Source organism: Pseudoduganella sp. jia 12 (genome assembly GCF_055502675.1).
Genome location: NZ_JBUXKP010000004.1, coordinates 635614 through 660677, shown reverse-complemented (window position 1 = coordinate 660677; position 25064 = coordinate 635614). Strand labels below are relative to the sequence as shown.

General features: G+C 66.4%; 18 protein-coding genes and 1 rRNA gene. 11 read left to right on the top strand and 8 right to left on the bottom strand.

Features of this window, described 5'->3' with window-relative positions; genetic code table 11:
* Positions 1-180 precede the first annotated feature (180 nt).
* Positions 181-293: ribosomal RNA gene (gene rrf / locus ACY65G_RS12115) — 5S ribosomal RNA — on the top strand.
* Between the two features lie 350 nt (positions 294-643).
* Here rrf and pqqE read toward each other — a convergent pair.
* The 7 genes from pqqE to ACY65G_RS12080 form a co-directional block, all read right to left on the bottom strand.
* On the bottom strand, positions 644-1846 hold the full coding sequence (gene pqqE, locus ACY65G_RS12110; RefSeq protein WP_464997614.1) for a pyrroloquinoline quinone biosynthesis protein PqqE: 1203 nt from the start codon (positions 1844-1846) through the stop codon (positions 644-646).
* Positions 1803-2066: a pyrroloquinoline quinone biosynthesis peptide chaperone PqqD gene (gene pqqD / locus ACY65G_RS12105; protein WP_464997593.1), complete on the bottom strand. Its 264-nt coding sequence runs from the start codon at positions 2064-2066 to the stop codon at positions 1803-1805. Before pqqD ends, pqqE begins: the two co-directional genes overlap by 44 nt.
* Positions 2067-2080: 14 nt before the next feature.
* Positions 2081-2773 carry a pyrroloquinoline-quinone synthase PqqC gene (gene pqqC, locus ACY65G_RS12100; protein WP_464997592.1) on the bottom strand — a complete coding sequence of 231 codons (693 nt, stop codon included), beginning with the start codon at positions 2771-2773 and terminating at the stop codon, positions 2081-2083.
* Positions 2770-3723, bottom strand: a complete 954-nt coding sequence (gene pqqB, locus ACY65G_RS12095; RefSeq protein WP_464997591.1) for a pyrroloquinoline quinone biosynthesis protein PqqB — start codon at positions 3721-3723, stop codon at positions 2770-2772. The genes pqqC and pqqB overlap by 4 nt, the downstream gene beginning before the upstream one ends.
* 69 nt (positions 3724-3792) lie before the next feature.
* Positions 3793-3867 (bottom strand): pyrroloquinoline quinone precursor peptide PqqA, encoded by a 75-nt coding sequence (gene pqqA / locus ACY65G_RS12090; RefSeq protein WP_130190089.1) that lies wholly within the window; start codon positions 3865-3867, stop codon positions 3793-3795.
* Between the two features lie 336 nt (positions 3868-4203).
* A complete protein-coding gene (locus tag ACY65G_RS12085; protein WP_464997590.1) occupies positions 4204-5655 on the bottom strand; it encodes a sensor histidine kinase in 1452 nt (483 codons plus the stop codon).
* Positions 5655-6344, bottom strand: a complete 690-nt coding sequence (locus ACY65G_RS12080; protein WP_464997589.1) for a response regulator transcription factor — start codon at positions 6342-6344, stop codon at positions 5655-5657. Before ACY65G_RS12080 ends, ACY65G_RS12085 begins: the two co-directional genes overlap by 1 nt.
* Before the next feature lie 116 nt (positions 6345-6460).
* On the opposite strand from ACY65G_RS12080, the gene ACY65G_RS12075 reads away from it, so the two are divergent.
* From ACY65G_RS12075 to galA, 5 genes are all read left to right on the top strand, one after another.
* The gene (locus tag ACY65G_RS12075) at positions 6461-7753 is read left to right on the top strand and encodes an ABC transporter substrate-binding protein (RefSeq protein WP_464997588.1); all 1293 of its coding nucleotides are present in this window, start codon (positions 6461-6463) and stop codon (positions 7751-7753) included.
* Positions 7750-9024 carry an ABC transporter substrate-binding protein gene (locus ACY65G_RS12070; protein ID WP_464997587.1) on the top strand — a complete coding sequence of 425 codons (1275 nt, stop codon included), beginning with the start codon at positions 7750-7752 and terminating at the stop codon, positions 9022-9024. Before ACY65G_RS12075 ends, ACY65G_RS12070 begins: the two co-directional genes overlap by 4 nt.
* A 330-nt stretch (positions 9025-9354) precedes the next feature.
* The gene (locus ACY65G_RS12065) at positions 9355-12348 is read left to right on the top strand and encodes a TonB-dependent receptor (RefSeq protein WP_464997586.1); all 2994 of its coding nucleotides are present in this window, start codon (positions 9355-9357) and stop codon (positions 12346-12348) included.
* Positions 12349-12417: 69 nt separating this feature from the next.
* Positions 12418-13689, top strand: a complete 1272-nt coding sequence (locus tag ACY65G_RS12060) for a glycoside hydrolase family 27 protein (RefSeq protein ID WP_464997585.1) — start codon at positions 12418-12420, stop codon at positions 13687-13689.
* A gap of 114 nt (positions 13690-13803) precedes the next feature.
* The gene (gene galA / locus ACY65G_RS12055) at positions 13804-16656 is read left to right on the top strand and encodes a beta-galactosidase GalA (protein ID WP_464997584.1); all 2853 of its coding nucleotides are present in this window, start codon (positions 13804-13806) and stop codon (positions 16654-16656) included.
* A gap of 204 nt (positions 16657-16860) precedes the next feature.
* Here the strand turns inward: galA and ACY65G_RS12050 are convergent, their stop codons facing one another.
* Positions 16861-18201 carry a YihY/virulence factor BrkB family protein gene (locus ACY65G_RS12050; protein ID WP_464997583.1) on the bottom strand — a complete coding sequence of 447 codons (1341 nt, stop codon included), beginning with the start codon at positions 18199-18201 and terminating at the stop codon, positions 16861-16863.
* Positions 18202-18548: 347 nt separating this feature from the next.
* On the opposite strand from ACY65G_RS12050, the gene ACY65G_RS12045 reads away from it, so the two are divergent.
* The 5 genes from ACY65G_RS12045 (at position 18549) to glcE (ending at position 25064) form a co-directional block, all read left to right on the top strand.
* Positions 18549-19412: a glucose 1-dehydrogenase gene (locus ACY65G_RS12045; protein WP_464997582.1), complete on the top strand. Its 864-nt coding sequence runs from the start codon at positions 18549-18551 to the stop codon at positions 19410-19412.
* A gap of 199 nt (positions 19413-19611) precedes the next feature.
* Positions 19612-21318, top strand: a complete 1707-nt coding sequence (locus ACY65G_RS12040) for a lactate permease LctP family transporter (protein ID WP_464997581.1) — start codon at positions 19612-19614, stop codon at positions 21316-21318.
* 110 nt (positions 21319-21428) lie between these two features.
* Positions 21429-22316, top strand: coding sequence for a LysR substrate-binding domain-containing protein (locus ACY65G_RS12035; protein ID WP_464997580.1), 888 nt, complete (start codon positions 21429-21431; stop codon positions 22314-22316).
* A 102-nt stretch (positions 22317-22418) separates the two neighbouring features.
* Positions 22419-23936, top strand: coding sequence for an FAD-linked oxidase C-terminal domain-containing protein (locus ACY65G_RS12030; RefSeq protein ID WP_464997579.1), 1518 nt, complete (start codon positions 22419-22421; stop codon positions 23934-23936).
* 39 nt (positions 23937-23975) lie between these two features.
* Complete coding sequence (gene glcE / locus ACY65G_RS12025) at positions 23976-25064, top strand: glycolate oxidase subunit GlcE (protein WP_464997578.1); 1089 nt, start codon at positions 23976-23978, stop codon at positions 25062-25064.

The following is a 25064-nucleotide window of genomic DNA, read 5'->3' as shown; positions in this document are numbered from 1 at the left end:
AGCTAACTGATACTAATTGCCCGTACGGCTTGTCCCTATAACCTTGACGGTTATGAATCAATATGATTCCTTGCATTTACTCTTTGATGAGACGTAGTTGAACACTACAACCCAACTTTACTTCTTCCGGATTGAGATCGATTGCTGCTCCACTGAGAGCAATCGATCGTACAAGTCATGCCTGATGACCATAGCAAGTCGGTCCCACCCCTTCCCATCCCGAACAGGACCGTGAAACGACTTTGCGCCGATGATAGTGCTGCAACCAGTGTGAAAGTAGGTTATCGTCAGGCTGTTATACCGAGAGAAGCCCATTGCGTGATCGCAGTGGGCTCTTTTCATTTGCACTCATGCTTTGCAGTACGCGCAGACTTCGCTCCATGAACAGGACCGTGAAACGACCTTGCGCCGATGATAGTGCTGCAACCAGTGTAGAAGTTGGTTCAATCAGGCTGTTATATAGAAAAACCCGCTAGCGTGTGCTGGCGGGGTTTTTTGCGTTTGTTACGCGAAAACCGGTGACAGACACCGGTTTGCTGGAAATGTTTCAAAATAATGGGTGTCTGTCACCGGTTTTGGGCTGTACAGGTAAAACCCCCGCTAGCGTGGAAGTGATTGACCGCGAATGGGTAACAGGCAATGTCTACGGCCCGCTCCCTTCGCGGCGCGAGTTTGCATCCGTACGGAACACGATCGGCTGGACTTGCTGCTGCCGCGCCGTTTCCTGGGCACGTTGCGCCTGCATGACGATGGCGTGCACGTCGCCGTGTTGCGGCGACCGTGAACATACCGGGTCGGCATTTTCGGCGTCCCCGGTCAGGGCGTAGGCCTGGCAGCGGCAGCCGCCGAAATCCCGGTCTTTCTCGGGGCAGGCGCGGCAGGGCGATTTCATCCACGCATCGCCCCGGTAGCGATTGAAGGCGCCGCTGGCGTACCAGATATCCTTCACACTGTAGTCGCGAACATTGGGAAACGCGATGCCCGGCAGCGAGCGGGCGGCGTGGCAGGGCAGGGCGGTGCCGTCCGGGGCGATGCCGAGGAAGACCGAACCCCAGCCGTTCATGCATGCCTTGGGGCGCTCCTCGAAATAGTCGGGCACCACGAACAGGATCCGCACCTTGTTGCCGATCCGGGCGCGATACTCGTTGACCACGGCCTCGGCACGCCGCAGTTGCTCGCGCGTGGGCATCAACTGTGCCCGGTTGACCAGGCCCCAGCCGTAATACTGCGTGTTCGCCAGTTCCAGGTAGTCGACGCCCATCTCCAGCGCCATGTCGATGATGCGGTCGACGTGGTCGAGGTTGAAGCGGTGCAGCACGACATTGAGCACCATCGGATAGTCATACTGCTTGATCAGCCTGGCTACCCGTGCTTTCAGGTCGAAGGTCCGGGTGCTGGACAGGAAATCGTTCATTTCACGGGTCGAGTCCTGGAACGACAACTGGATATGGTCCAGCCCGAGTTCCTTCATGCGGGCCAGGCGCGTTTCGGTCAGGCCAACGCCGGAGGTGATGAGGTTGGTGTAGAACCCCAGCCGGCGGCCTTCGCCGACCAGTTGATCGAGGTCGTCGCGCACCAGCGGCTCGCCGCCCGAAAACCCGAGCTGGGCCGCACCGAGCTGGCGTGCCTGGCGCATCACGTCGAACCATTGTTCGGTGGAGAGTTCGGTGCTGTTGCTGGCGTAATCGACGGGGTTGTAACAGAAGGCGCAGTGGAGGGGACAGCGATACGTCAGCTCCGCCAGCAGCCAGAGTGGCGCCGCGATGGCCTGGCGGGGTTCGGGGGCGTTCACGGCCGCGGGCTCAGGCCAGCCAGCCACGTGCGCTGGCGGTGCGCAGGAACGCATCGACATCGGCCCCCAGGCCGCCGGCATTGAACGCCTGTTCCAGCTCGTCGACGATGGCGGGTACGCTGCGCTGGCCGTCGCAGCGTTTCAGGATCTCGGCCGCGCTCTGGTTGAGCTTGACCATCCCTTCCGGGTACAACAGGACATACGCGCCTTGCGTTTCCTCCCACTGCATGCGGAACAGGCGGGAAAGAACCGGCTTGTCGGGAATCTGATTCATCGTGGCACCTGAGGTCAAGGGTAGGCTTTTTCGATCGCATCGAGCATGGACCACAGGATGTCGAGCTTGAACTGCAGGATCTCGAGCGCACGCTCCTGCTGGGCGCGCGTCGTGAAATGATCGAGCGTGACCTGCAGGCCGTGTTCGACGTCGCGTTCGGCCAGTGAAATACGGCTGCGGAAATACTGCAGGCCCGCCTGGTCGATCCAGCCATAGTGGGCAGGCCAGTTGGCCAGGCGGTCCTTGTGGATCTGCGGGGCGAACATTTCCGTCAGTGACGAGCAGACCGCCTCCTGCCAGGGCGCCTGGCGCGCGAAGTTGACGTAGGCATCGACAGCGAAACGGACACCGGGCGCCACGTGGCGTTGCGACCATAACCCCCCGTTTTCGATGCCGACCGCTGCCCCGAGCCGCAGCCAGGCTTCGATGCCGCCATCGTTGCCGTCCCAGCCGTCATGATCGAGGATGCGGCGCACCCATTTGCGGCGGGTTTCCCGGTCGGGACAGTTGGCGATGATCGCGCCGTCCTTCTGCGGAATGTTGACCTGATAATAAAACCGGTTGGCAACCCAGCCGCGGATCTGGTCTTCGCGCAGCAGGCCGCTGTTCATCCTGACGTTGAACGGATGATTGATATGGTAGCCGGTGCCACGCGCGCGCAATTGCGCTTCGAACTCGGTGCGGCTCCAGGCCGGTGCGCTCGTCACAGGACGATCTCCATGCCGTCGAAGGCGACTTCAATGCCGTGGCGCGCCAGCAGCGCACGCTGCGCCGAGTCGTCGTCCAGGATCGGGTTGGTGTTATTGATATGAATGAGGATCTTGCGCCGTTCCGTCTGGCGCCGTGCATCCCCGTGCGCATCCAGGCTATCCAGCACCGCGATCATCCCGGCCTCGCCCGACTGCGGCAAATGGCCCATGTCGGCCGCGCTTTTGCTGGAAAAGCCCAGTTCGATCATCTCGTCGGCCCGCCAGAACGTGCCATCGACCAGCAGGCAGTCGGCCTGACGCATCGCGGCATCGACCTGCGGTTCGATCATGCCCAGCCCCGGCGCGTAGAACAGCGACCTGCCGCTCCTGGTATCCTCGATCAGCAGGCCAATATTGTCGCCGATGCCCGGCTGCGCGCGGTGCGGCGAATACGGCGGCGCCTTGCTGGACAGGACCAGCGGCGTGAAACGGATGCCGTCGATGCCCGGCACCTGAACCGCCTGCATGCCGGGCCCGTCGCCAATGGTGTGCAGTGCATGCCAATGCACACCGCAGTAGTGCGACAGCACCGGCGCCAGGGGCAGGCTGGTGTTGAGATCGTTCCATACCGATGCGGTGCAGTAGAGTGGCAGCGGCCTTCCCTCGCGCAGCATCAACAGACCGGTGACATGGTCGATCTGCGCATCCATCAGCATCACGGCGGCGATGCCGGAATCGCGCTTTGCCCGCGACGGCTGCAGCGCCGGCGTCGCGCGGATCTGCGCCAGGATGTCGGGAGACGCGTTGATCAGCAACCAGTCGTGGCCATCGCCCGAGACCGCGATCGACGATTGGGTACGGGGCGTGGCGGCCAGCGTGCCGCTGCGCACGCCCGCGCAATTGTGGCAGTTGCAGTTCCACTGCGGGAAGCCGCCGCCGGCTGCCGAGCCCAGTACGATGATTTTCATGGTGTTGTTCAGTGGACGGAAACCCGTGCCGACGCGACCACCTGGCGGCGCGGTTTCCTGGCCAGCTTCCTAGCGGTTTGCGATGTACATCGTGATTTCAAATCCGAAACGCAGGTCGGTAAACGCGGGTGTGCTCCAGGTCATGATGGTCTCCTCAGGATGGTGTAATGAGCAGGCCGGTTACGCGGACGGACGGCTCAAGGGCTTACCGCACGGTTCGTGCAGTCACAGGCGTAAAGCGATAATCGTGCCAAAGAGGGCGAGGCGGGGCGAGGCGGGACATGGCGCCCAGCGGGCACAGGTGGGAAGCAGGTTGCCCCATCGGATGCGGAAGGACCGTGACGCAGGTGGGCGCAACAGTGTGTCAAAATCGAACAGTGTGTTCGCTGCGATGACGCACTGTGACAGTTGCATCAGGTTCCTGCCGGTCTGCACCTCCAGCAGAAAGCTGTGCGGCGGGCGCACCGTGACCTGGGCTTGTTACAGCAAGGGCAGCTTGATGATCACCTCCAGCCCATGCGGCCGCACATCTTCCAACCTTATGCTGCCGCCATGCTGCATCACGATTTCCTGCACGATCGCCAGGCCCAGTCCGCATCCCAGGCCCTGGTCGGTGGCGCGCACGAACCGGTCGAACACGCGGCCATGGTCGGCCGGGGCGATGCCCGGTCCGTTGTCGCTGACACGGATGTGAGCGTGCCCGCCATCGCGTTGGACGGCCACCGTGATCTCGCTGCCGGACCCCGCATATTCGATGGCGTTGTCGAGGATATTGACGAGCGCCTCGGTCAGCAGCATCGGGTTGGCGAGGACCTGTAAAGGCGCCGGATCGGTTGGTGCGGTGTCGTCGCCGATGCCGAGATCGGCACCACCGCGCAGCGCTTTCGGCACCATGTCGGCGACGACCTGCTCGACCAGCGCGCGCAGGTCGACCGGCACACGCTCCTGCGCCATGGCCGCCTCGGGCTCGGTGCGCGCCAGCATCAGCATGCGCGCGATCAGGTGGGCGCTGCGGGTAGCGCTCCGGTGCAAGAGCGTCAGGCGCGCCACCAGCGCGGGGTCGGTGGTGGCGCCCAGGGCCAGTTCCGCGTGGCTGATCAGGCCGGCCAGGGGCGTGCGCAACTGGTGCGCGGCATCGGCGATGAAGCGCTTTTGCGCGTCGACATTCTGGCGCACGGCGGCGAGCAGGTCGTTCAGCGCGCGCACCAGCGACCGCAGTTCGCGGGGAGCCGCCTGGGCGCGCAGCGGCGTGAGGTCGTTCGGGGTGCGGCCTTCCACTTCGCGCCGCAGGCGCAGCAGCGGCGCAAGCCCGGCGCCGGTACCGGCCCAGACGATCACGGTCATCAGCATGATCAGCGCCGACAGTGGCAGCAGGGTGTCGACGAGGATCCGCTTCCAGATGGTTTCGCGCGCCGCCATGCCGCGCGCCACCTGCACCAACATCCATTGCTGACGCCCGTTCACCTCCCCATTCCTGAGGAACAGCGCCGCAACGCGCACCCTGGCCGGACCCGGCGCGGCGCCCGGCTCGTCGGGGACCATTTCGCCATCGTAGAAATAGGGATCGTGCGCGCGCGGCGTCATGTGCGCAGGGGGTAACGGAATGCTGTTGTTACCGAGGATGAAGCGGCCGGGCGGCGTGCTGACGGTGTACAGGAAACGGTCGTTCGGATCGGCTTCCAGGATGTTCTGCGCGGCGCGGGGCAGGTCGATCAGCAGGCCGCTGCCGATCGGCTTGACCTGGCGCGCCAGCGTGCGCGCGGCTTGCGACAGCGTGGCGTCGGCCGCCTCGTTCACGTAGCTCACCGCGAGCCGGTAGGTCGCGGCGCCGCCGGCGACCCACAACACCAGCTGCGGCAGCAGCACCCATGCCACCAGCTGTGCGCGCAGCGACCAGTCGGCCGCGGGCCGCACGCGGCGCACCCAGGACATCAGCCGCGCGCGCCTGCCGGCTCGGCTTCCAGCAGGTAGCCCAGGCCGCGCACGGTACGGATCACGACGCCGGAGCTTTCGAGTTTGCGGCGCAGCCGGTAGATGTGGACCTCGGCCGAATTGCCGCTGCCGTCGTCGTTCCACAGGGCGGCGATCTGCTCCTTGCGGACCACCTTGCCGGTGTTGGCCAGCAGCAGGTCGAGCAGGATCGCTTCGCGGGGGCTCAACTCGACCGGGTCGCCATTGACCATGGCGCGGCGCGTCTCGCGGTCGAAGCACAGCGCACCCGCGGTCAGTTCGGCGATGGCGCCCGCATCGGTGCCTGCGTGGCGCGAACGGCGCAGCACCGCGCGCAGGCGCGCTTCGAGTTCGGAAAAGATGAACGGCTTCGTGATGAAGTCGTCCGCCCCGCCATTCAGGCTGGCAAGCCGGGTGTCGAGCTTGTCGAGCGCCGTCAGGATCACGACCGGCAGTTCCGGCCGCGCCGCCCGCACCGTCTTCAGCACGCTCAGGCCATCGATCATCGGCAGGCCGAGGTCGATGATCGCGATATCGTAGGGCTGGTTGAGCAGCAGATATTCGGCGACCGGACCGTTGGGCGCATGCTGCACGGCGAATCCGGCTTGTGCCAGCTGGGCGCCAAGGCCGGCTGCGAGGATCTGGTCGTCTTCGGCGAGTAGTAGTTGCATCGCGCGATATTAACGGGTTATGTCGGCCGGTACAACGCCGCCCGGTGGCCGCCACGCCTTTCCCCGAAGGCCGCTTGCATGGTAATGTCCGGCTCATTCGATGCCAGGGAGCCGTTTTGAGACCACCACGCCTGTCCGCCCGTGCGGCGATCGCCGTCGCCATGCTGGCATGCTGTGGCATGCGGACGACCGCGGCCGGCGAGCTGGAGGTGCTGCATTACTGGACCGGCGACGAGTATGCCGGGGCGATGGCGCAGCTGCGCAGCCGCATGGCCGCGCAAGGCCACGACTGGCGCGATGTCGGCGCCAGCGCCGATGGCGCGGACTCCGTCTCGCTGCTGCGCAGGCGCATCGCGGCGGGCAACGCCCCCGCGGCGGCGCAACTGATGCCGGTGGATGCCATCGGCCAGTGGGGGCGCCAGGGCGCGCTGGGCGGCATCGACCGGCTGGCCCGTGCCGAAGGGTGGGACAGGCTGCTGCCGGCCGCGGTCGCCGCCACGCTCAAGTACCGCGGCAGCTATGTCGCCGTTCCGGTCCACGTGCACCGCAATAACTGGCTGTGGATGAACAACGCCGTGCTGGCGAAGGCAGGTGTGCGGTCGCCCCGCACGTGGGACGAATTCTTCGCAGCCGCCGAGGCGATCCGCCGCGCCGGCTTCGTGCCGCTCGCGCACGGGGCCCAGCCGTGGCAGAACCTGCACGTTCTGGAAACCGTGGTGCTGGGAAGCGCAGGGCCGGCGTTCTACCGCCGGGCGCTGCTGGAGCTCGATCCGGCCGCGCTGTCCAGTCCCGAGATGGAGCGCGCCTTGCTGACCTTCCGCCGCCTGAAGCAGTACACCGATACGCGCCGGCCGGAGCGCGACTGGACCACCGCGTCGGCGGAACTGATACGCGGCCAGGCCGGCATGCAGCTGATGGGGGAGTGGGCCGGCCCGCTGTTCGCCGATGCGCATGCGGCGGGCCGGCTGGACTATGCCTGTGCCGCCGCACCGGTGAACACACAGGCCGGCATGCCGGGCCATGCGCCGGGCTACGCGCCGGGCTATGTCTTTGCGCTCGATTCGGTCGTGCTGTTCAAGGTCTCGCCATCTCGGGCCGGGGCGCAGCGCGACTTCGCGGCGGCGCTGATGTCGCCGCCGCTCCAGCGGCAGATGAACTTGGCCAAGGGCGCGCTGCCGGTGCGCCTGGATGCCGACCTGGCGCCGTTCGGGCCCTGTACGCGGGCATCGGGTGCGGCGTACCGGCTCGCGGCGCGCACCGGCACGCTGGTGCCGAGCATGGGCGTGGGGCTGGCGCCGGCCGTGGTGGACGCGCTGCGCGACATCGTCACCGACTTCTGGCGCGACGAGCGGATCGCGCCGCGCACGGTCATGGAGCGCATGATCGCCGCGGCGGGGCACCGGCCATGATGGGGTGCGCGCGCATGCTGCTGGCGATGGCCCTGGCCAGCGGCGCCGCCGGCAGCGCCGCGGCGACCCTGGAAGTGCTCAATCATCTCGAGACCGGCCCCGACCAGCAGGCCGCCCAGGTGCTGCAGGCCGCGCTGCGCGCGCGCGGGCATGAGTGGATCGATTTCGCCGTCGCCAATGGCGCCGAGGGGATGGCCACGACCCTGCTCGACTCTCGCATACGGCTTCGCAATCCGCCTGCCGTGGCGCAGATGAAGGGCCCGGTCATCGCCGCCATGGCGCGCCGTGGCCTGCTGCTGCCGCTCGATGAACTCGCGCGCGCCGAGCGCTGGGATGCGGCGCTGCCCACGGTGGTGGCCGAGGCCATGAAGCACCAGGGCCGCTATGTCGGCGTGCCGCTCAATATCCACCGCCTCAACTGGCTGTGGATTAACCAGCGCATCCTGAAGCAGGCGGGCGCGCGCGTGCCGGCCAGCTGGGACGAGTTCTTCGCCGCGGCCGAGGCCATGAAGCGCGCCGGCTACACGGCGCTGGCCTACGGCGGCCATGCGTGGGAAGAACAGCTGCTGTTCGAAAGCGTGGCGCTGGGCGTGGGCGGGCCGGTGTTCTACCGCCAGGCGCTGGTCGCGCACGATCCTGCCCAGCTCACCGGGGCCACGATGACGCGGGTGCTGCAGACATTCCGGCGCATCCGGGCCTATACGGGAGCAGGGCAAGGGGTGCCGGTGCAGGGAGCGGCAGTGGCGATGGCCAGCGGCGCCGCGGGCATGCTGCTGATGGGCGACTGGGCCAATCCGCACCTGTACCCGACGCCCCGCAAGCGGGGCGACAGCTTCGCCTGCGTGCCGTCGCCCGGGACGGCTGGCAGCTTTTCCTATGTGGTCGATTCGTTCGCGATGTTCAAGGGCCCCGCCGGCCAAGAGCGTGGCCAGCACGATCTCGCGGCGCTGGTCATGTCGGCTGGCGTGCAGCATGGCTTCAACCTGCACAAGGGCTCGATCCCGGCCCGCACGGGCGTGGCACTGGACGGCTATGGTCCATGCGCGCGCCAGGCCGCCGCCGCGTTCCAGGGCGCGACGCGCGACGGCACGCTGGTGCCGGCGCTGGCCATGGCACTGGCACCGGAGCTCGAGCAGGCCTTCCGGGATGTGCTGAGCGAATTCTGGAACGACGAGCGCATTGCGCCGGAGACGGCCATGCGCCGCCTGGTCGCGATCACGCGCAAGCTGCCGGCGCCGGCCGCCGCACCGCACCCGGCCGGCGCTCCCTGAGCGTCATCCAGGGTTCATTCGAGGTTCATCTACCTGAATGGCGGCACCTTCGCCGCATGGCTGACGATTCATTCCTTCGACCTTTTTCCATGCTGCTCGGAGCCGGCGTTGCATTCCGGGCACGCTTGTTTAGTAAGCACCGCGAAATAACTCCTGATCTGCACGGCGGTCTTGACGCTGCAGAGGCCATGATTCATCGTTCTGCTTGAAATATTTCGTATATCTTCCGTTCAGGTTGATGGCGAAAACAGGAACGGCATGCATGGGCGCGCCGTAAAAAAACAGACCAGGCTCGCCATCGCGCGGCCTGGCCCATCAGGAGGGGACAACATGAAACGAACCAGCAGGACCGTCATTGCCATGGCGGTGGCCCAACTCGCATGGATGGCCGGCGCGGCCCATGCCCAGGAAGCCGATGGCGGCTCGGTGGTGGTGGTCACGGGCCAGCGTGCCGCGCTCAATTCGGCGCAGAAGATCAAGCAGGATGCCGACGAGATCGTCGATTCGGTCGTGGCCGACGACATCGGCAAATTGCCCGACCGCTCGGTCACCGAAGTGCTGCAGCGCGTGGTCGGCGTGAGCATCAACCGCCAGGCCGGCGACAACGAACGCTTCTCGGTCGAAGGCGCCGGCGTCAACATCCGCGGCCTGAACTACGTGCGCTCGGAACTGAACGGGCGCGAGGCCTTCGCGGCCAACGGCGGGCGCTCGCTCAGCTGGGGCGACATTCCGCCCGAACTGATGTCGGGCGTGGACGTCTACAAGAATCCGTCGGCCGAGCAGACCGAAGGCGGCATTTCCGGCCTGGTCAACCTGCGCACCGCACTGCCGTTCGACTTCAAGGGCCAGCGCGTCGGTGGTTCGCTGGAGGTCACGCATTCGACGCTGAGGAAAGGCAAGCCGGACCTGTCGGGCTCCCTGCTGTATTCGAACCGCTGGAAGAGCAGCCTGGGCGAGTGGGGCGTGCTGTTCGATATCGCTTCGTCGGACAGCTCGACCCGCACCGACACGTTCCAGTTCGAACCGTTCTACCCGCGCTCGGACATCGAGCCGGGGCGCACCGTGTGGATTCCCAAGGGCGCGCAGTGGCGCACCTACGAGTACGACCGCAAGCGCCAGGGCGCCTACGGTGCCCTGCAATGGCGCATGAAGGATGTGCGCAGCCACCTGACCCTGTTTCAGTCGCGCTACAAGGACAATGCGCTGGAACAGTCGATCTTCTCCTCGGCCGCGCCGTACGACCTGCAGGTGGCCGACGCCACTTACGACGACCGTGGCGCGCTGCTGACCGGCACCATCAGCGACCGGGTCAACGGCGGCATCCCGTTCAGCAACGCGGGCGGCTTCAACAAGGGCAACTCGAAAACCACCGACATCGGCTGGAACCTGCAGTGGAAGGTGTCGGATGACTGGACCCTGTCCAGCGACCTGCAGCGCACCACCTCGAAGGCGGATGCCTTCTCGTCGGCGGTGGGCCTGGGCATGCTGATGCCGAGCCAGAGCCTCGATTACCGCGGCAAACTGCCGAGCATCACGTTTACCGACGACCAGCGCGCGTTCCTGGCCAACCCCGCGAACTACTACTGGGGCAGCACGATGGAGCACATGCACCGGAACACCGGCGAGCTGAAGGCGTGGAAGGGCGATGCCCGCTATACCTTCGACCATCCGGTGCTGCGCGACCTGCGCTTCGGGGTGCGCCTGACCGACCGCGAGGCGCTGACAGTCAACTCCGATCCCAGCTACAACTGGAAGGGCGTGACGCAGCCGTGGATGGTCGACTGGGACATCGGCAAGCTGGCCTACCTCAGCGACCCGCGCTTCAACGCGCCGACCGTGACGAACAGTTTCCCGAACTTTTTCGGCGGCGACATCAGCGTGCCGGCCGTGGTGTTCCCGGCGCCCAGCGTGGCCGCCGGCTATCCCGACTCGTACCAGCTGCTGCACTCCTACCATATGCTGCTGTGCCAGGAGCAGAGGGTGGCTCTCGGCGGCGGCACCTGCGAGGCGTGGACGCCCGCGCGCTTCGGCGGCGACAACCCGGCCGGCACCAACGACCAGCGCGAGAAGACCCGCGCCTTCTACACCCAGCTGCGCTTCGGCTTCGACAACCTGGCCTACCCGGTCGACGGCAACCTCGGCGTGCGCTACGTGCAGACCCGTTCGCGCTCGGGCGGCTACACCTCGTTCCGGCCCAGCGTGGCGCCACCCGAGGGGGCCCAGGTTACCGGCCTGCCGGTGCCGGTCATCCCCGCCTTCGAAGAGCGCCGCGACGTGAAGAACGATTACAACAACGTGCTGCCCACCTTGAACCTGCGCCTGAAGGCCAGCGACAGGCTGCAGTTCCGCGCGGCGTTCGGCACCTCGATGTCGCGCCCGGACTTCGCCGACCTGCAGGCCTACACGCGGATGTCGCAGGACGTCGACTCCGTGCTCAACGCAGCTACCGGCGTCACCACGGTGACCGCGGTGCGCCGCACCGGCACCGCGGAAGGCAATCCTTCCCTGAAGCCGATCACCTCGCGCCAGCTGGACCTCACGGCCGAATGGTACTTCGCCAATTCCGGCTCGCTGACGCTGGCCCTGTTCGGCAAGCGCCTGAAGGATGTGATCATCGACCAGACTGTGTCGATCGGCCTGCCGGACGTGCAGGGCAACCTGCAGCAGTTCCAGGTGACGTCGCCCGTGAACGGCGCGCGCGGCACGGTGCGCGGCGCCGAGATCGCCTACCAGCAGTACTTCGACGGGCTGCCCGACTGGCTGAAGGGGCTCGGCCTGCAGGCCAACTACACGTACGTGGACAGCCATCGCAAGCTGTACAACCCGATACGCAGCGAGTTCTGCTCGGGCAGCGAAGGCGGGGCCGCCAACATCAACCTGAACATGAACGGCTGCGACATCGACGGCCGCACCTTCGGTGACCTGCCGCTGGCGCAAATGTCGAAGAACGCCTACAACATCGCGATCCTGTTCGACCGCGGGCCGTGGTCGGCGCGCCTGGCCTACAACTGGCGTTCGCGCTACTTCCTCAGCACCAATACCAATGGCACGCGCGGTTCCGACGGCACCGATACCAACCCGGCCAGCGCGGACTTCGGCGAGCGCAACGTGGCCTGGGGCCTGCCGCTGTGGGCCGACGATTACGGCCAGCTCGATGGCGGTGTGTCGTACAAGTTCAGCGAGAACTTCAAGGTCGACTTCCAGGCGCAGAACCTGAGCGATGCGCGCTATGGCCAGACCATGCACCAGGGGATCGGCGACAAGCGCCGCGCCCACTTCGTTTCGGGGCCGCGCTACAGCCTGCGCGCCGGATATTCGTTCTGAACCATCTTACCAACTGATGCGGCCCGCGGCGCTTCCGGCGCCGCCCGCATCGCTTTACCTAGAAGAGCCATGATGAAAGCACGACTGCCACGACTGATGCTCGGCGCCCTGTTCGCCGGCCCCTTTGCTGTTGCCTTTTCCGCTTCCGACGCCCACGCCCAGGCCAGCGTCAAACCCGCCGCCGCCACGGCGCCGGCCAAATTCACCGAGCTGGCGAAAACCCCGCAGATGGGCTGGAACACCTGGAATACGTTCGCCTGCGACATCAACGAAAAGCTGATCCGCGAAGCGGCCGACGCGCTGGTGTCGACCGGCATGCGCGAGGCCGGCTATGTGTATGTCAACATCGACGACTGCTGGCACGGCAAGCGCGACGAGAACGGCTTCATCCAGCCCGACCCGCAGCGCTTCCCGTCCGGCATGAAGGCGCTGGCCGACTATGTCCACGAACGGGGGCTCAAGCTGGGCATCTACTCGGACGCCGGTGCACATACCTGCGCCGGCAAGCCGGGCAGCCGCGGCCACGAGTACCAGGATGCGCTGACCTATGCGCGCTGGGGCATCGACTACCTGAAGTACGACTGGTGCGATACCGAGGGCTTGAACTCGAAGGGCGCCTACACCACCATGCGCGACGCCCTGCGCGCCGCCGGCCGGCCAATCCTGTTCGCCATCTGCGAGTGGGGCGACACCAAGCCATGGGACTGGGCCGCGGACGTGGGCCACTCTTGGCGCACCACGGGCGACATCTATCCGTGCTGGGACTGCGACTTCAACCGCGGCACCTGGTCGTCGTGGGGCGTGCTGCCGATCCTCGACAAGCAGGCCGGCCTGCGCAAGTACTCGGGGCCGGGCCGCTGGAACGACATGGACATGCTGGAGGTCGGCAAGGGCATGACCGAGGACGAGGACAAGGCGCATTTCTCGATCTGGGCGATGCTCAATTCCCCGCTGATCGCCGGCAACGATATCCGCAAGATGTCGGCGACCACCCGCAAGATCCTGACCAACCGTGCCGTCATCGCGCTCAACCAGGACGAGCGCGGCATCCAGGCGTGGCGCTTCATGAACGAAGGGGAGCTGGACATGTATGCCAAGCCGCTCGCCAACGGCGAGTGGGCGCTGATGTTCCTGAACCGCGCCGACAAGCCGCGCAGCTACCGGTTCGACTGGAACGAGCACGAACTGAAGGATGAGTTCACCCATAACCAGGTCCACTTCGGCAAGGTGCGCCACAGCTTCACCGAACTGTGGAGCGGCGCCACCGGCGACACCGCCAAGCCGTATGCCATGAACGTGCCGGCGCACGGCGTGGTGGTGCTGCACCTGCGGCCACGATAATTTTCCGTTCGTACCGTGTCTCCTCTTCGGCGCCCTTCGGGGCGCCATTTTTGCGAGGCCGGTCATGCACCGCGATACGTCCACTCAATACGTCCACTCACTCAGGGAGACCGCATGTGGCATTCCTTCAAACGCGCCTTGCTGGCGCTGTCGCTATTGGCATGGCTGCTGCCGGCCGGCGCGCAGGCGCCGCGCGAGCGCATCAACATCGACCGGGACTGGCGTTTCGCCCACGGCCACGCCTTCGACGCCGGGCAGGACTTCGGCCATGGCACGCGGGCGTTCTTCTTCGCCAAGGCGGGCTATGGCGATGGCCCGGCCGCGCCCGGGTTCAAGGACGCCGGCTGGCGCCGGGTCGACCTGCCGCACGACTGGGCGGTGGAACTGCCGTTCGATGCGCGCGGCAATACCAACCATGGCTCGAAGGCGATTGGCCGGGCCTTCCCGGAAAACAGCGTGGGCTGGTACCGCAAGACCATCGACATCCCGGCCGGCGACCGCGGGCGACGCATCGCGCTGGAGTTCGACGGCGCCTACCGCGACAGCGTGGTCTGGGTCAACGGCCACTATCTCGGCAGGGAACCCAGCGGCTATACGGGCTTCCGCCACGACATCACCGATTACCTCGACTTCGGCGGCACCAATACGATCGTGGTGCGGGTCGACGCCACCGTGGAGGAGGGCTGGTTCTATGAAGGCGCCGGCATCTACCGGCACGTCTGGCTGACGAAGACCGCGCCGCTGCACGTGGCGCAATGGGGCACCTTCGTAAAGTCCACCGTGGCCGGGGGCCGCGCCGCGATCGAAGTGGACCTCACCGTGCGCAATGACGCCGACAAAGCCGCGCGCTTCGCGGTCGAGCACCGCATCCTCGGCCCGGACGGCGCCACGCTGGCAAGCACCCGCGCCGCCGGCCTGGGCGTCGGCGCCGCCGCCACGGCCGAGTCCCGCCAGCGCCTGGCGCTGGCGAAACCGCGCCTGTGGTCGCTCGACGATCCGCACCGCTACGTACTGCGCACCACGCTGCTGCAGGATGGCCGCATCGTCGACACCTACGATACCCGCTTCGGCATCCGCACCGTGGCCTTCGACCCGGACAAGGGTTTTTCGCTGAACGGCAAGCGCATCAAGCTGCAGGGCACCAACAACCACCAGGACCATGCCGGCGTGGGCGTGGCGCTGCCCGACGGCCTGCAGGACTGGCGCCTGGAACAGCTCAAGTCGTTCGGCGTGAATGCCTACCGCACGGCGCACCATCCGCCCACGCCGGAACTGCTGGACGCCGCCGACCGCCTCGGCATGCTCGTCATCGACGAGCACCGCATGATGGGCACCTCGCCCGAGATCGTCTCGCAGCTCGAGCGCCTCGTGCGGCGCGACCGCAACCACCCGAGCGTGATCCTGTGGTCGGTCGGAAACGAGGAATGGGCGCTGGAAGGCAAGCCGCTCGGCACCCACCTGGCGCGGCGGATGCACGCCATCGTCAAGCGGCTCGACCCGACCCGGCGCACGTCGGTGGCCGCCAGTTCGTCAGGCCGCGGCACCTCGCTCGGCGCCGACGTGATCGGCTTCAACTACGGCGCCCAGCACGATGTCGACGCCTTCCATCGCGCCCACCCCGACAAGCCGGCCGCCATGACGGAAGAGGGCTCGACGCTGACGACACGCGGCATCTATGTCGACGACCGCGCCCGCGTGCACCTGAATGCGTACGACCGCCAGGGCCGCCCTGGCAACAGCCTGAGCATCGAGGAAGGGTGGCGCCGCGTGCAGGAGCGCGACTGGATGTCCGGCATGTTCGTCTGGACGGGCTTCGACTACCGCGGCGAGACCACGCCGTTCGGCTGGCCGGCCGTCTCGTCGCAATTTGGCATGCTCGATACCACCGGGGTATTGAAGGACACCGCCTGGTACCTGAAGGCATGGTGGCGCCCCGAGCCCATGGTGCACATCCTGCCGCACTGGAACTGGCCGGGCAGGGAAGGGCAGGCCATCGACGTGCGCGTCTACAGCAATGGCGACGAGGTCGAACTGCTGCGGGACGGCCGCTCGATGGGGCGCAAGCCGATGGTGCGCGATTCGCACCTGCGCTGGAGCGTGCCGTATGCGCCCGGCCGGCTGGAGGCCGTGGCATACCGTGGCGGCGTGCGGATCGCCGACGCCGCGGTGGCGACCACCGGCGTGCCGGCAACGGTGCATCTTTCCGGCGCCACGTCCACGCTTGCGGCGGACGGCCGTGCCATCGCTGTCGTGTGGGTCAACGTGCGCGACCGCGAAGGACGCCTGGTGCCGACCGCGTCGGACCGCATGGACTTCGCGGTGAGCGGCCCGCTGCGCATCATCGGCGTGGGCAATGGCGATCCAGGGTCGCACGAAGCGGACCGGCCGGCCGAGCGCCACGCGTTCATCCCGCTGTCGGGCTGGCGCACGCTGGCCCTGCAAGGGGCGGATGCGGGGCCTGCTCTGGCGCCCGATGCCGACCTGGCGCAGTGGCGCGATCCGGCGCAATGGCTGCCGCCCGAGCAGCAGCCGGCGCGCACGCCATACCTGGTGCTGCGCGGCCAGTTCGACCGTCCACGCCTGGCCGCCGGGCAGAGCGCCATGCTGTTCATCGACCAGCTCGACCCGGGCCAGCAGGTCCATATCAACGGTCGACTGGTGACGCCGGAGATGGTCGACGGCAGCCCGGCGGTACCGCTGGACCCGGCGCTGCTGCGCGACCGGAACAGCGTGGCCTACGTACTGCCCACGCCGCCCGACGGCGTGGCCGGGCTGTTCGACCGCTCGGCCGGCACCAGCCGCTGGGGTAATGTGCGCGTGACCACGGCCGCCGCGCCCTGGCGGCGCAGCCTGTTCAATGGCTGGGCGCAGGTGATCGTGCAGTCGACCGGCGAAGCGGGCACCGGCACGCTGACGGCGACCGCGCAGGGCCTTGCGCCAACGAGCTTGCAGTTTGAAGTGCGGTGACTGTGTGCAGGGCTGGTGTCGGACATTTTTTCCGGGCGCTTCATCCGGAAAATGTGTCGGACACCGGTCTTCGCCTGATGTTGCCGAACTCCTGAGCGGATAACTGAACGGCATTAGGCTCAAGCAGACATCTATATCTCTGAGAAACGATGATATAACTCGACCTGAAATCGGCAAAAAACTCCAGAAGCGGTCCCGCGGAAATCAGTCCTTGCTCCGTACCTTGCTGTTTGCATATACCCATGTGTATTCGGCGCCAAACAGGAAAATCTGGGCCGAATAGTAGAACCACGCGACGAGAATCACGATGGAGCCGGCTGCACCAAAACCGGAGGCCACATCCGATTTTGCCAGATACAGGGCAATCAGCGATTTGCCTACGTTGAAGAGCAAGGCCGTTACGGCTGCTCCCGTCCACACGTCGTGCCAGGATATCTTCGCACTTGGCATGATCTTGTAAATCATCGCAAACAGCACGGTGAAGATGCCTAACGAGGCAGCGAAATTCAATACATTGGCGATAACGCTTCCCGCTTCCGAACCGCCGGCCAACCATTCGCCGGACGCTGCAAGCGCAGCGCTGACGACAAGCGACATCATCAGCATGAAGGCAAGCCCCAGAACAAGGCCGAAGGATAGAACGCGGCTGCGTAACCACCCCCATATGCCCGACGGTTTATCTTTTTCCGGCACTTCCCAGATGCGGTCCAGATCAGTTTGCAGTTCGGCGAAAATCGCCGTTGCACCCAACAGTAGCAGAAACCCGCTGGTGATACTGGCAATGATCCCGGTCGACGATTCATGTGCAGCTTCAAGCAAGCCCTGCACCGCAATTGCCCCTTCCTCCCCCATGATGCTTCCAAGCTGCGCGATGATTGCGCCTTGCGCCGCATCGTTCCCGAACACAATGCCGGCAATCGCGATAACGATGACCAGCAAGGGTGCCAGGGAAAACAGCATGTAATACGAAAGCGCCGCTCCCATACTCGGTGCGTAATCGTCGATCCATGCATTGCCCGCCGCCAGGCATATTTGCCACTGCCTGCCAATCCAGCTTGCCGAGGTATGTTCGAACCGTGGGCGCGGGGGCGTGGTTATGTCTGGCCGAGCATCCTTCACATCAGGCAGGTGCTCCTCTGAACGCGTGGGAACAACCTGTACGTCGTTCTTGATGGCGGACGCGTTGACCTTGGCATTGCTGGTAGCCGACGCAAAAGACGCGATCAGTGAAACAAGTGAACCAACCATTGCCAGCATATCGCCATGGTCCCCGCTGCGTTCCGGCGCCGTAGTATGCGGTGCGGGTTTCTTGTATGGCGCGGCTTTCTTGTATGACGCGGCCTTCTTGTATGGCGCGGCCTTCTTGCGCCTGACGAGCGCATAGCCCGCAGCCGCGATCCCCAGGGCAGCCCCTCCAAGCACATACGGAGAAGAGAGCAAGTCCGAAGATCTGGATTTCAATGCGCCGAATTGCTCATTCGTCCCGGGCTCGGCGCTGGCCTTGCTGGTTTGGGCGTCGTGCATTTCCGCAGCGGTATGGGTCATCTTTTCCTCATCTGATGGGCATTCATGCCAAAGCGTCTTGGTGGGCGGCAAAAAACGACTTCAAGCCCTACCATTACAATTAATACAATTAATTATAGAGAGAAGGGTGATGGACTCTGTGCGGTATTGAACGTAGTTGGGGCTCGCGGCCGATGGCCGTGCAGTCGACCGGCGAGCCGGGCACCGGCGCGCTGACGGCGACAGCGCAAGGGCTTTCATCGGCAACCCTGCCGAGCGACGTGCGTTGACCGGCCGGCGGCAGTGCACTGTTTCCCGCCCTAAACGTGCACCGCATCTTTGCCAGCTCCCTATAGTGATGCGGATCCTCATCACCGAAGGAGAAAACCATGCAACAGGCACCGCAGCAGCAGTCGCACCAACCAGCCCAGCAACAGCGGCCACCCGGCACCGAAGCCCGGATGCAGCCGGCCGCCGACCACGGCGAAACCACCTACCGCGGCATGGGCAAGCTGCAGGACAAGGCCACGGTGATCACCGGCGCCGACAGCGGCATCGGGCGCGCGGTGGCGATCGCGTTCGCCCGCGAGGGCGCGGACGTGCTGATCTCCTACCTGAACGAGGACGAGGATGCCCGCGAGACGGCCAGGTGGGTCGAGGAGGCCGGCAGGAAGGCGGTGCTGGTGCGCGGCGACCTGGCCGATCCCGCCCATTGCCGCGCCGTCATCGCCAAGGCCGTGGAGGCATTCGGCCGCGTCGACGTGCTGGTCAACAATGCGGCCTTCCAGATGACCCGAGACTCGCTGGACGAGATTCCGGATGAGGAATGGGATTACACGTTCCAGACGAACATCACGGCGATGTTTCACTTGAGCAAGGCCGCCGTGCCGCACATGCAAGCCGGCTCGTCGATCATCAACACCGCATCCGTCAACGCGGATACGCCCAAGCCCAAGCTGCTGGCCTATTCCGCGACCAAGGGCGCCATCGTGAACTTCAGTGGCGGGCTCGCGCAATTGCTGGCGGAGAAGGGCATCCGGGTCAATTCCGTTGCCCCCGGGCCCATCTGGACGCCACTGATCCCGTCGACCATGCCGCCCGAACAGGTGGAAAGCTTCGGCCAGCAGGTGCCGATGAAGCGGCCCGGCCAGCCGGCCGAGCTGGCGCCGACCTATGTGCTGCTGGCATCGAGCGACGGCAGCTATATTTCCGGCGCCCGCATCGCCGTTACCGGCGGCGTGCCGGTCATCTAGTCCGGCATCCAGTCCGACATCCCCGACACCGCCGCCGCGTGGCCGCTTACAGCGGGCTGACGCCAGGCACCGGCGGCGGTGAAAGATTTTCACTTCAGGCGTCAATTCATTTCAACACCCGGCGGCGGTTTGCGCGCCGGGGCCGGCCTTACACTGGCCTCCGACATTACAAAAAACCAATCGTCTGGAGGAGCACACCATGCAGGTCTGGCACCAAATCTATGCACCGCTCGGCAGCCTGGGGCTGTCCGCCCTGGCCGCCGCCATTCCCATCATCTTCTTCTTTATCGCGCTGGCCGTGCTGAGGATGAAGGGCCACGTCGCCGGCGCCATCACGCTGGCCCTGGCACTCCTGGTCGCCATCTTCGCCTACGGCATGCCGGTCCCGCATGCGCTGGCATCGGCCGTGTATGGCTTTGCCTACGGCCTGTGGCCGATCGCGTGGATCATCATCACGGCGGTCTTCCTGTACAAGATCGTCGAGCGCACCGGCCAGCTGGCCGTGATCCGCGCGTCGATCCTGTCGATCACGGATGACCAGCGCCTGCAGATGCTGCTGATCGGCTTCTCGTTCGGCGCCTTCCTGGAGGGCGCGGCCGGTTTCGGCGCGCCGGTGGCGATCACCGCCGCGCTGCTCGTCGGCCTGGGCTTCAACCCGCTGTATGCGGCCGGCATGTGCCTGATCGCCAACACGGCGCCGGTCGCCTTCGGCGCGATGGGCATCCCCATCATCGTGGCGGGGCAGGTGACGGGCATCGACGCGATGCACATCGGCGCGATGGCCGGCCGCCAGCTGCCGCTGCTGTCGCTGTTCGTACCGTTCTGGCTCGTGTTCATGATGGATGGCCTGCGCGGCGTGAAGGAAGTGTGGCCGGGCGCGCTGGTGGCCGGCGGCAGCTTCGCCGTCACGCAGTACTTCACGTCCAACTTCATCGGCCCGGAACTGCCGGACATCACCTCCGCGCTCGTCAGCCTGCTGTCGCTGACCCTGCTGCTGAAGGTCTGGCAGCCGGCCACGTCCAAGAATGCCGCGCGCGGCGTGGTGGCCTCCGGCGGGGCGGCGGCGCTGGCCGGCTTCGGCGGCGGCACTGCGGACGGCGCGGAACTGTCCGGCCGTACCCGTTCGCCCTACACGCTGGCGCAGACGGTGCGCGCCTGGGCACCGTTCGGCATCCTCACCGCCATCGTCACCGTGTGGAGCCTGCCGGTGTTCAAGGCCCTGTTCACCAGCGGCCCGCTGGCCTGGACCGTGCTGAAGGTGCATGTGCCGTATCTCGACGGCCTGGTCATGAAGATGGCGCCGATCGTGGCCGAGCCCAAGGCCTATGAAGCGGTGTACAAGCTCGACCTCCTGTCCGCGGTCGGCACGCCGATCCTGATCACCGCCATCATCTCGATGGTCCTGCTGGGCATGAAGGCCGGGGACGGCGTGCGCGCCTTCCGCGATACGGTGGTGGAACTGCGCCGTCCCGTGCTGTCGATCGGGCTGGTCCTCGCCTTCGCGTTCGTGGCCAATTACTCCGGCATGTCGTCCACGCTGGCCCTCGTGCTGGCCGGCACCGGCGTGGCGTTTCCGTTCTTTTCGCCTTTCCTGGGCTGGCTCGGCGTGTTCCTGACGGGCTCGGACACGTCGTCGAACGCGCTGTTCTGCTCCCTGCAAGCCACGACCGCCCACCAGATCGGCGTATCCGATACGCTGATGGTCGCGGCTAACACGACGGGTGGCGTCACTGGCAAGATGATCTCGCCGCAATCGATCGCCGTGGCCTGCGCCGCGACGGGCCTGGTGGGCCGGGAATCGGAACTGTTCCGCTTCACGCTCAAGCACAGCCTGCTGTTCCTCGTGATCGTGGGCATCATGACCATGCTGCAAGCGTATGTGTTCACGGAGATGATTCCGCACTAGAATTGCCTTGTCCGCCTTATTGCGCCGATATTGCGCCCACTTTGCGCCCGTGCCTGCCTGGACGGGCGTTGTGGCATTTCTGAAGTCCATACAAAGCATTCTGGAGCACGATGGCAAAACGATTCCCACCCGTCCATGCGCTGGTCGCCTTCGAGGCCGCCGCCCATGCCAGTTCGTTCGCCGTGGCGGCCAATCAGCTGTGCATCACGCCATCCGCGCTGTCGCACCGCATCCGGCTGCTCGAGGAGTTCGTCGGCGACCGCCTGTTCATCCGCGATGGCCGGGCGCCGACGCTGACGCCGTTCGGCCGCAGCTATCTCGACGTCGTGTGCTCGGCGCTGCAGACATTGACCGACTTCCCGATGCCCGGCCGTACTACGCCGGCGCAGCCGCGCATCAAGCTCACGGTGCCGCCCACGTTCGCGCGCTACCTGCTGCTGCCGCGCCTGGCCGGTTTCACCAGCGCGCACCCGGACATCGTGGTCGACGTCTACCTGTCCGTGCCGCTGTACGACCTTGCCCCGTCCGAATCGGACCTGGAAGTGCGCTTCGGCGCCGGCAAGTACCCGGACCTGGAAACGGTGAAGCTGCTGGAAGAGCCGGCCTTCCCGGTGGCCACCCCCGCCTACCTGGAGCGCATCGGCGGCATCGCCAGCCCGGCCGAGCTGGCGAAGGCCACGCTGCTGCGCTCCGCGCTGGAGCCATGGAAGCCATGGTTCGAGGTGGCGGGCCTGGACTGGCCCGAGCCGACCACGAACCTGCGCATCGACGATCTCGGCCTGCTGCTCGAAGCCGTGAGGCTGGGGCAGGGCGTCGGTCTCACGCGGCAGCACTTCGCCCAGGAGATGATCGAGAAGGGCGAAGTGGTCGAGCTGTTCGACATCCGCCTGGCCTCGCCGCCCCATGCCTATTACGTGGTTTACGAGCAAGGCATGCAACTGCGGCCGGAGGTGCGGCTGTTCGTCGACTGGCTGATGGCGACGTACGCCGGCGCTTGAAAAAAATAGGATGCAGCGGTTAATTCTTTTCACCGCTGCCGGGGCCGGGCTCCCGCTACACTGGTTTCACGTTTGAAAACAAGCCAGCAGGAAGCCGCCCGAATGAACGCACCCGATCACGATCTTGCCCTGGCCGCCGAACGACGGCGCGCCACGGTGACAGCCCTGCGCGCCGCCCTGCGCACCATCCTCCCGCAGCACTGCCTGCTGTTCGACGAAGAAGATACCCGACCGTACGAATGCGACGGCCTGACGGCCTACCGCCAGTTGCCGCTGGCCGTCGCGCTGCCGGAAAACGAGGCGCAGGTGGTGGCCGTGCTGCGCGCCTGCCGCACGCTGGGCGTGCCGATCGTGCCGCGCGGCGCCGGCACCGGGCTGTCCGGCGGGGCGCTGCCGATCGCCGAAGGCATCGTGCTGTCCACGGCGAAGATGAACCGCATCGTCGCCATCGATGCGAAGGCCCGCACCGCCACCGTGCAGCCCGGCGTGCGCAACCTGGCCATCTCGGAAGCGGCGGCCGCCCACCGACTGTATTACGCGCCCGACCCGTCGTCGCAGATCGCCTGCACCATCGGCGGCAACATCGCCGAGAATTCCGGCGGCGTGCATTGCCTGAAGTACGGCCTCACGCTGCACAACGTGCTGCGCGTGCGCATGGCCACCGCGGACGGCGAGATCGTCGAACTGGGCGGCTGCGCGCCCGACGCGCCGGGGCTGGACCTGCTTGCCGTGTTCATCGGCTCGGAAGGCATGCTGGGCGTCGTGCTCGAAGCCACCGTGAAACTGGTGCCGAAGCCGCCGCAGGCGCGCGTCATCATGGCGTCGTTCGACAATGTCGTGCGGGGCGCCGACGCCGTGGCCAGCGTGATCTCGGCCGGCATCATCCCGGCCGGGCTGGAAATGATGGACCGCACCAGTGCGCGCATGGTCGAGCCGTTCGTGCGCGCCGGCTACGACACCGACGCCGCCGCCATCCTGCTGTGCGAGTCGGACGGTCTGCCGGAGGAAGTGGAAGAGGAAATCGCCCACATGAGCGCCGTGCTGGCGCGCTCGGGCGCCACCGCCATCGCCGTGTCGCGCGACGAAGCGGAGCGCCTGCGCTTCTGGTCGGGCCGCAAGAACGCGTTTCCCGCCGCAGGGCGCATCTCGCCCGACTATTACTGCATGGACGGCACGATCCCACGCCGCAAGCTGGCCGAAGTGCTGACGGGGATCGACGCGCTGGCACTCGAGTATGGCCTGCGCTGCGCCAATGTGTTCCATGCCGGCGATGGCAACCTGCACCCGCTGATCCTGTTCGATGCCAACACGCCTGGTGAATTCCACCGTGCGGAGCGTTTCGGCGAAGCGATCCTGGCGCTGTGCGTGGCGGCCGGGGGCACGATCACGGGCGAGCACGGCGTGGGTGTCGAAAAGCTCGATTCGATGTGCGAGCAGTTCACGGTCGAGGAGATTGCCGCGTTCATCGCCGTCAAGCGCGCATTCGATCCGGCGCAGCAGCTCAATCCCGACAAGGCGATCCCCACGCTGGACCGCTGTGCCCAGTACGGCAAGCGCAAGGTGGAGGCGGGGCTGTTCCGGTTCGCGCAGGCGCCGCAGGCCCGGCATGTGAAGCGATAAAGCAAGAGCACAGCGAAGAAAAAGCGAGGAGACAGGAAGATGGACGATACGCTGGAACCATTGCGCGCGGCATTCCGCGAGCGCGTGCTGGCCGCGGGCCGCGACCGGATGCCGCTGCGCATCCGCGGCGGCGGCAGCAAGGACTGGTACGGGCGCGCGCCGGAAGGCGCGGTGCTCGACACCACGGGCTACCGCGGCATCACCGGCTACGAGCCCACCGAACTGGTGGTCACCGCGCGCTGCGGCACGCCGCTGCGCGAAATCGAGGCGGCGCTGGCCGAACAGGGCCAGATGCTGGCTTTCGAGCCGCCGCACTTCGGCGAGGCCACCGTCGGCGGCGTCGTGGCCAGCGGGCTGGCCGGGCCGCGCCGGCAGGCTGCCGGCGCCGTGCGCGATTTCGTGCTGGGCGTGACCCTGATGAACGGGCACGGCGAAGTACTGCGCTTCGGCGGCCAGGTGATGAAGAACGTGGCTGGCTACGACGTTTCCCGCCTGCTGGCGGGCTCGCTCGGCACGCTGGGACTGATCCTCGACGTGTCGCTGAAAGTGCTGCCCCGCCCCGCGCTCGAGACCACCTTGCAGCTGGCGCTGGACCAGCAAGCCGCGCTGCAGCGCGTGAACGCATGGGCCGGGCAACCGATGCCGGTATCCGCCAGCGCCTGGCACGATGGCCTGCTGACGGTGCGCCTGTCCGGCGCCGGCGCGGCGGTGGCAGCGGCGATGGCGCGGATCGGCGGCGAGGCGCTGCCCGCCGAAACGGCCACGGCGTTCTGGCACGATGTGCGCGAGCAGCGCCATCCGTTCTTCGCCGCCGACGCCGCCGCGCCGCTGTGGCGGCTGGCGGTGCCCACCGTGGCGCCGGTGCTGGCGCCGGCGCTGGGGCTTGATGCGGCGCAACTGATCGAGTGGGGCGGCGGGCAACGCTGGCTGCGCTCGCACGAGGCGCCGCAGGCCATCCGTGAACTGGCGGCACGCCATGGCGGGCATGCCACGCTGTACCGCGGCGCGGCGCGGCGCGACGTGTTCCACCCGCTGGCGCCCGCCATCCATGCGATCCACCGCAACCTGAAAAACGCTTTCGACCCGGCCGGCATCTTCAACCCGGGCCGCATGTACGAGGACCTTTGA

Coding starts and splice junctions, on each gene's coding strand:
- ACY65G_RS12045 (WP_464997582.1), top strand. CDS start 18,549: ATGCAACAGGCACCGCAGCAGCAGTCGCACCAACCAGCCCAGCAACAG.
- ACY65G_RS12030 (WP_464997579.1), top strand. CDS start 22,419: ATGAACGCACCCGATCACGATCTTGCCCTGGCCGCCGAACGACGGCGC.
- pqqD (WP_464997593.1), bottom strand. CDS start 2,066: ATGAATCAGATTCCCGACAAGCCGGTTCTTTCCCGCCTGTTCCGCATG.
- ACY65G_RS12040 (WP_464997581.1), top strand. CDS start 19,612: ATGCAGGTCTGGCACCAAATCTATGCACCGCTCGGCAGCCTGGGGCTG.
- ACY65G_RS12050 (WP_464997583.1), bottom strand. CDS start 18,201: ATGACCCATACCGCTGCGGAAATGCACGACGCCCAAACCAGCAAGGCC.
- ACY65G_RS12035 (WP_464997580.1), top strand. CDS start 21,429: ATGGCAAAACGATTCCCACCCGTCCATGCGCTGGTCGCCTTCGAGGCC.
- ACY65G_RS12060 (WP_464997585.1), top strand. CDS start 12,418: ATGATGAAAGCACGACTGCCACGACTGATGCTCGGCGCCCTGTTCGCC.
- galA (WP_464997584.1), top strand. CDS start 13,804: ATGTGGCATTCCTTCAAACGCGCCTTGCTGGCGCTGTCGCTATTGGCA.
- pqqE (WP_464997614.1), bottom strand. CDS start 1,846: ATGCGTTCCTGCGCACCGCCAGCGCACGTGGCTGGCTGGCCTGAGCCC.
- ACY65G_RS12085 (WP_464997590.1), bottom strand. CDS start 5,655: ATGTCCTGGGTGCGCCGCGTGCGGCCCGCGGCCGACTGGTCGCTGCGC.
- ACY65G_RS12080 (WP_464997589.1), bottom strand. CDS start 6,344: ATGCAACTACTACTCGCCGAAGACGACCAGATCCTCGCAGCCGGCCTT.
- glcE (WP_464997578.1), top strand. CDS start 23,976: ATGGACGATACGCTGGAACCATTGCGCGCGGCATTCCGCGAGCGCGTG.
- ACY65G_RS12065 (WP_464997586.1), top strand. CDS start 9,355: ATGAAACGAACCAGCAGGACCGTCATTGCCATGGCGGTGGCCCAACTC.
- ACY65G_RS12070 (WP_464997587.1), top strand. CDS start 7,750: ATGATGGGGTGCGCGCGCATGCTGCTGGCGATGGCCCTGGCCAGCGGC.
- pqqB (WP_464997591.1), bottom strand. CDS start 3,723: ATGAAAATCATCGTACTGGGCTCGGCAGCCGGCGGCGGCTTCCCGCAG.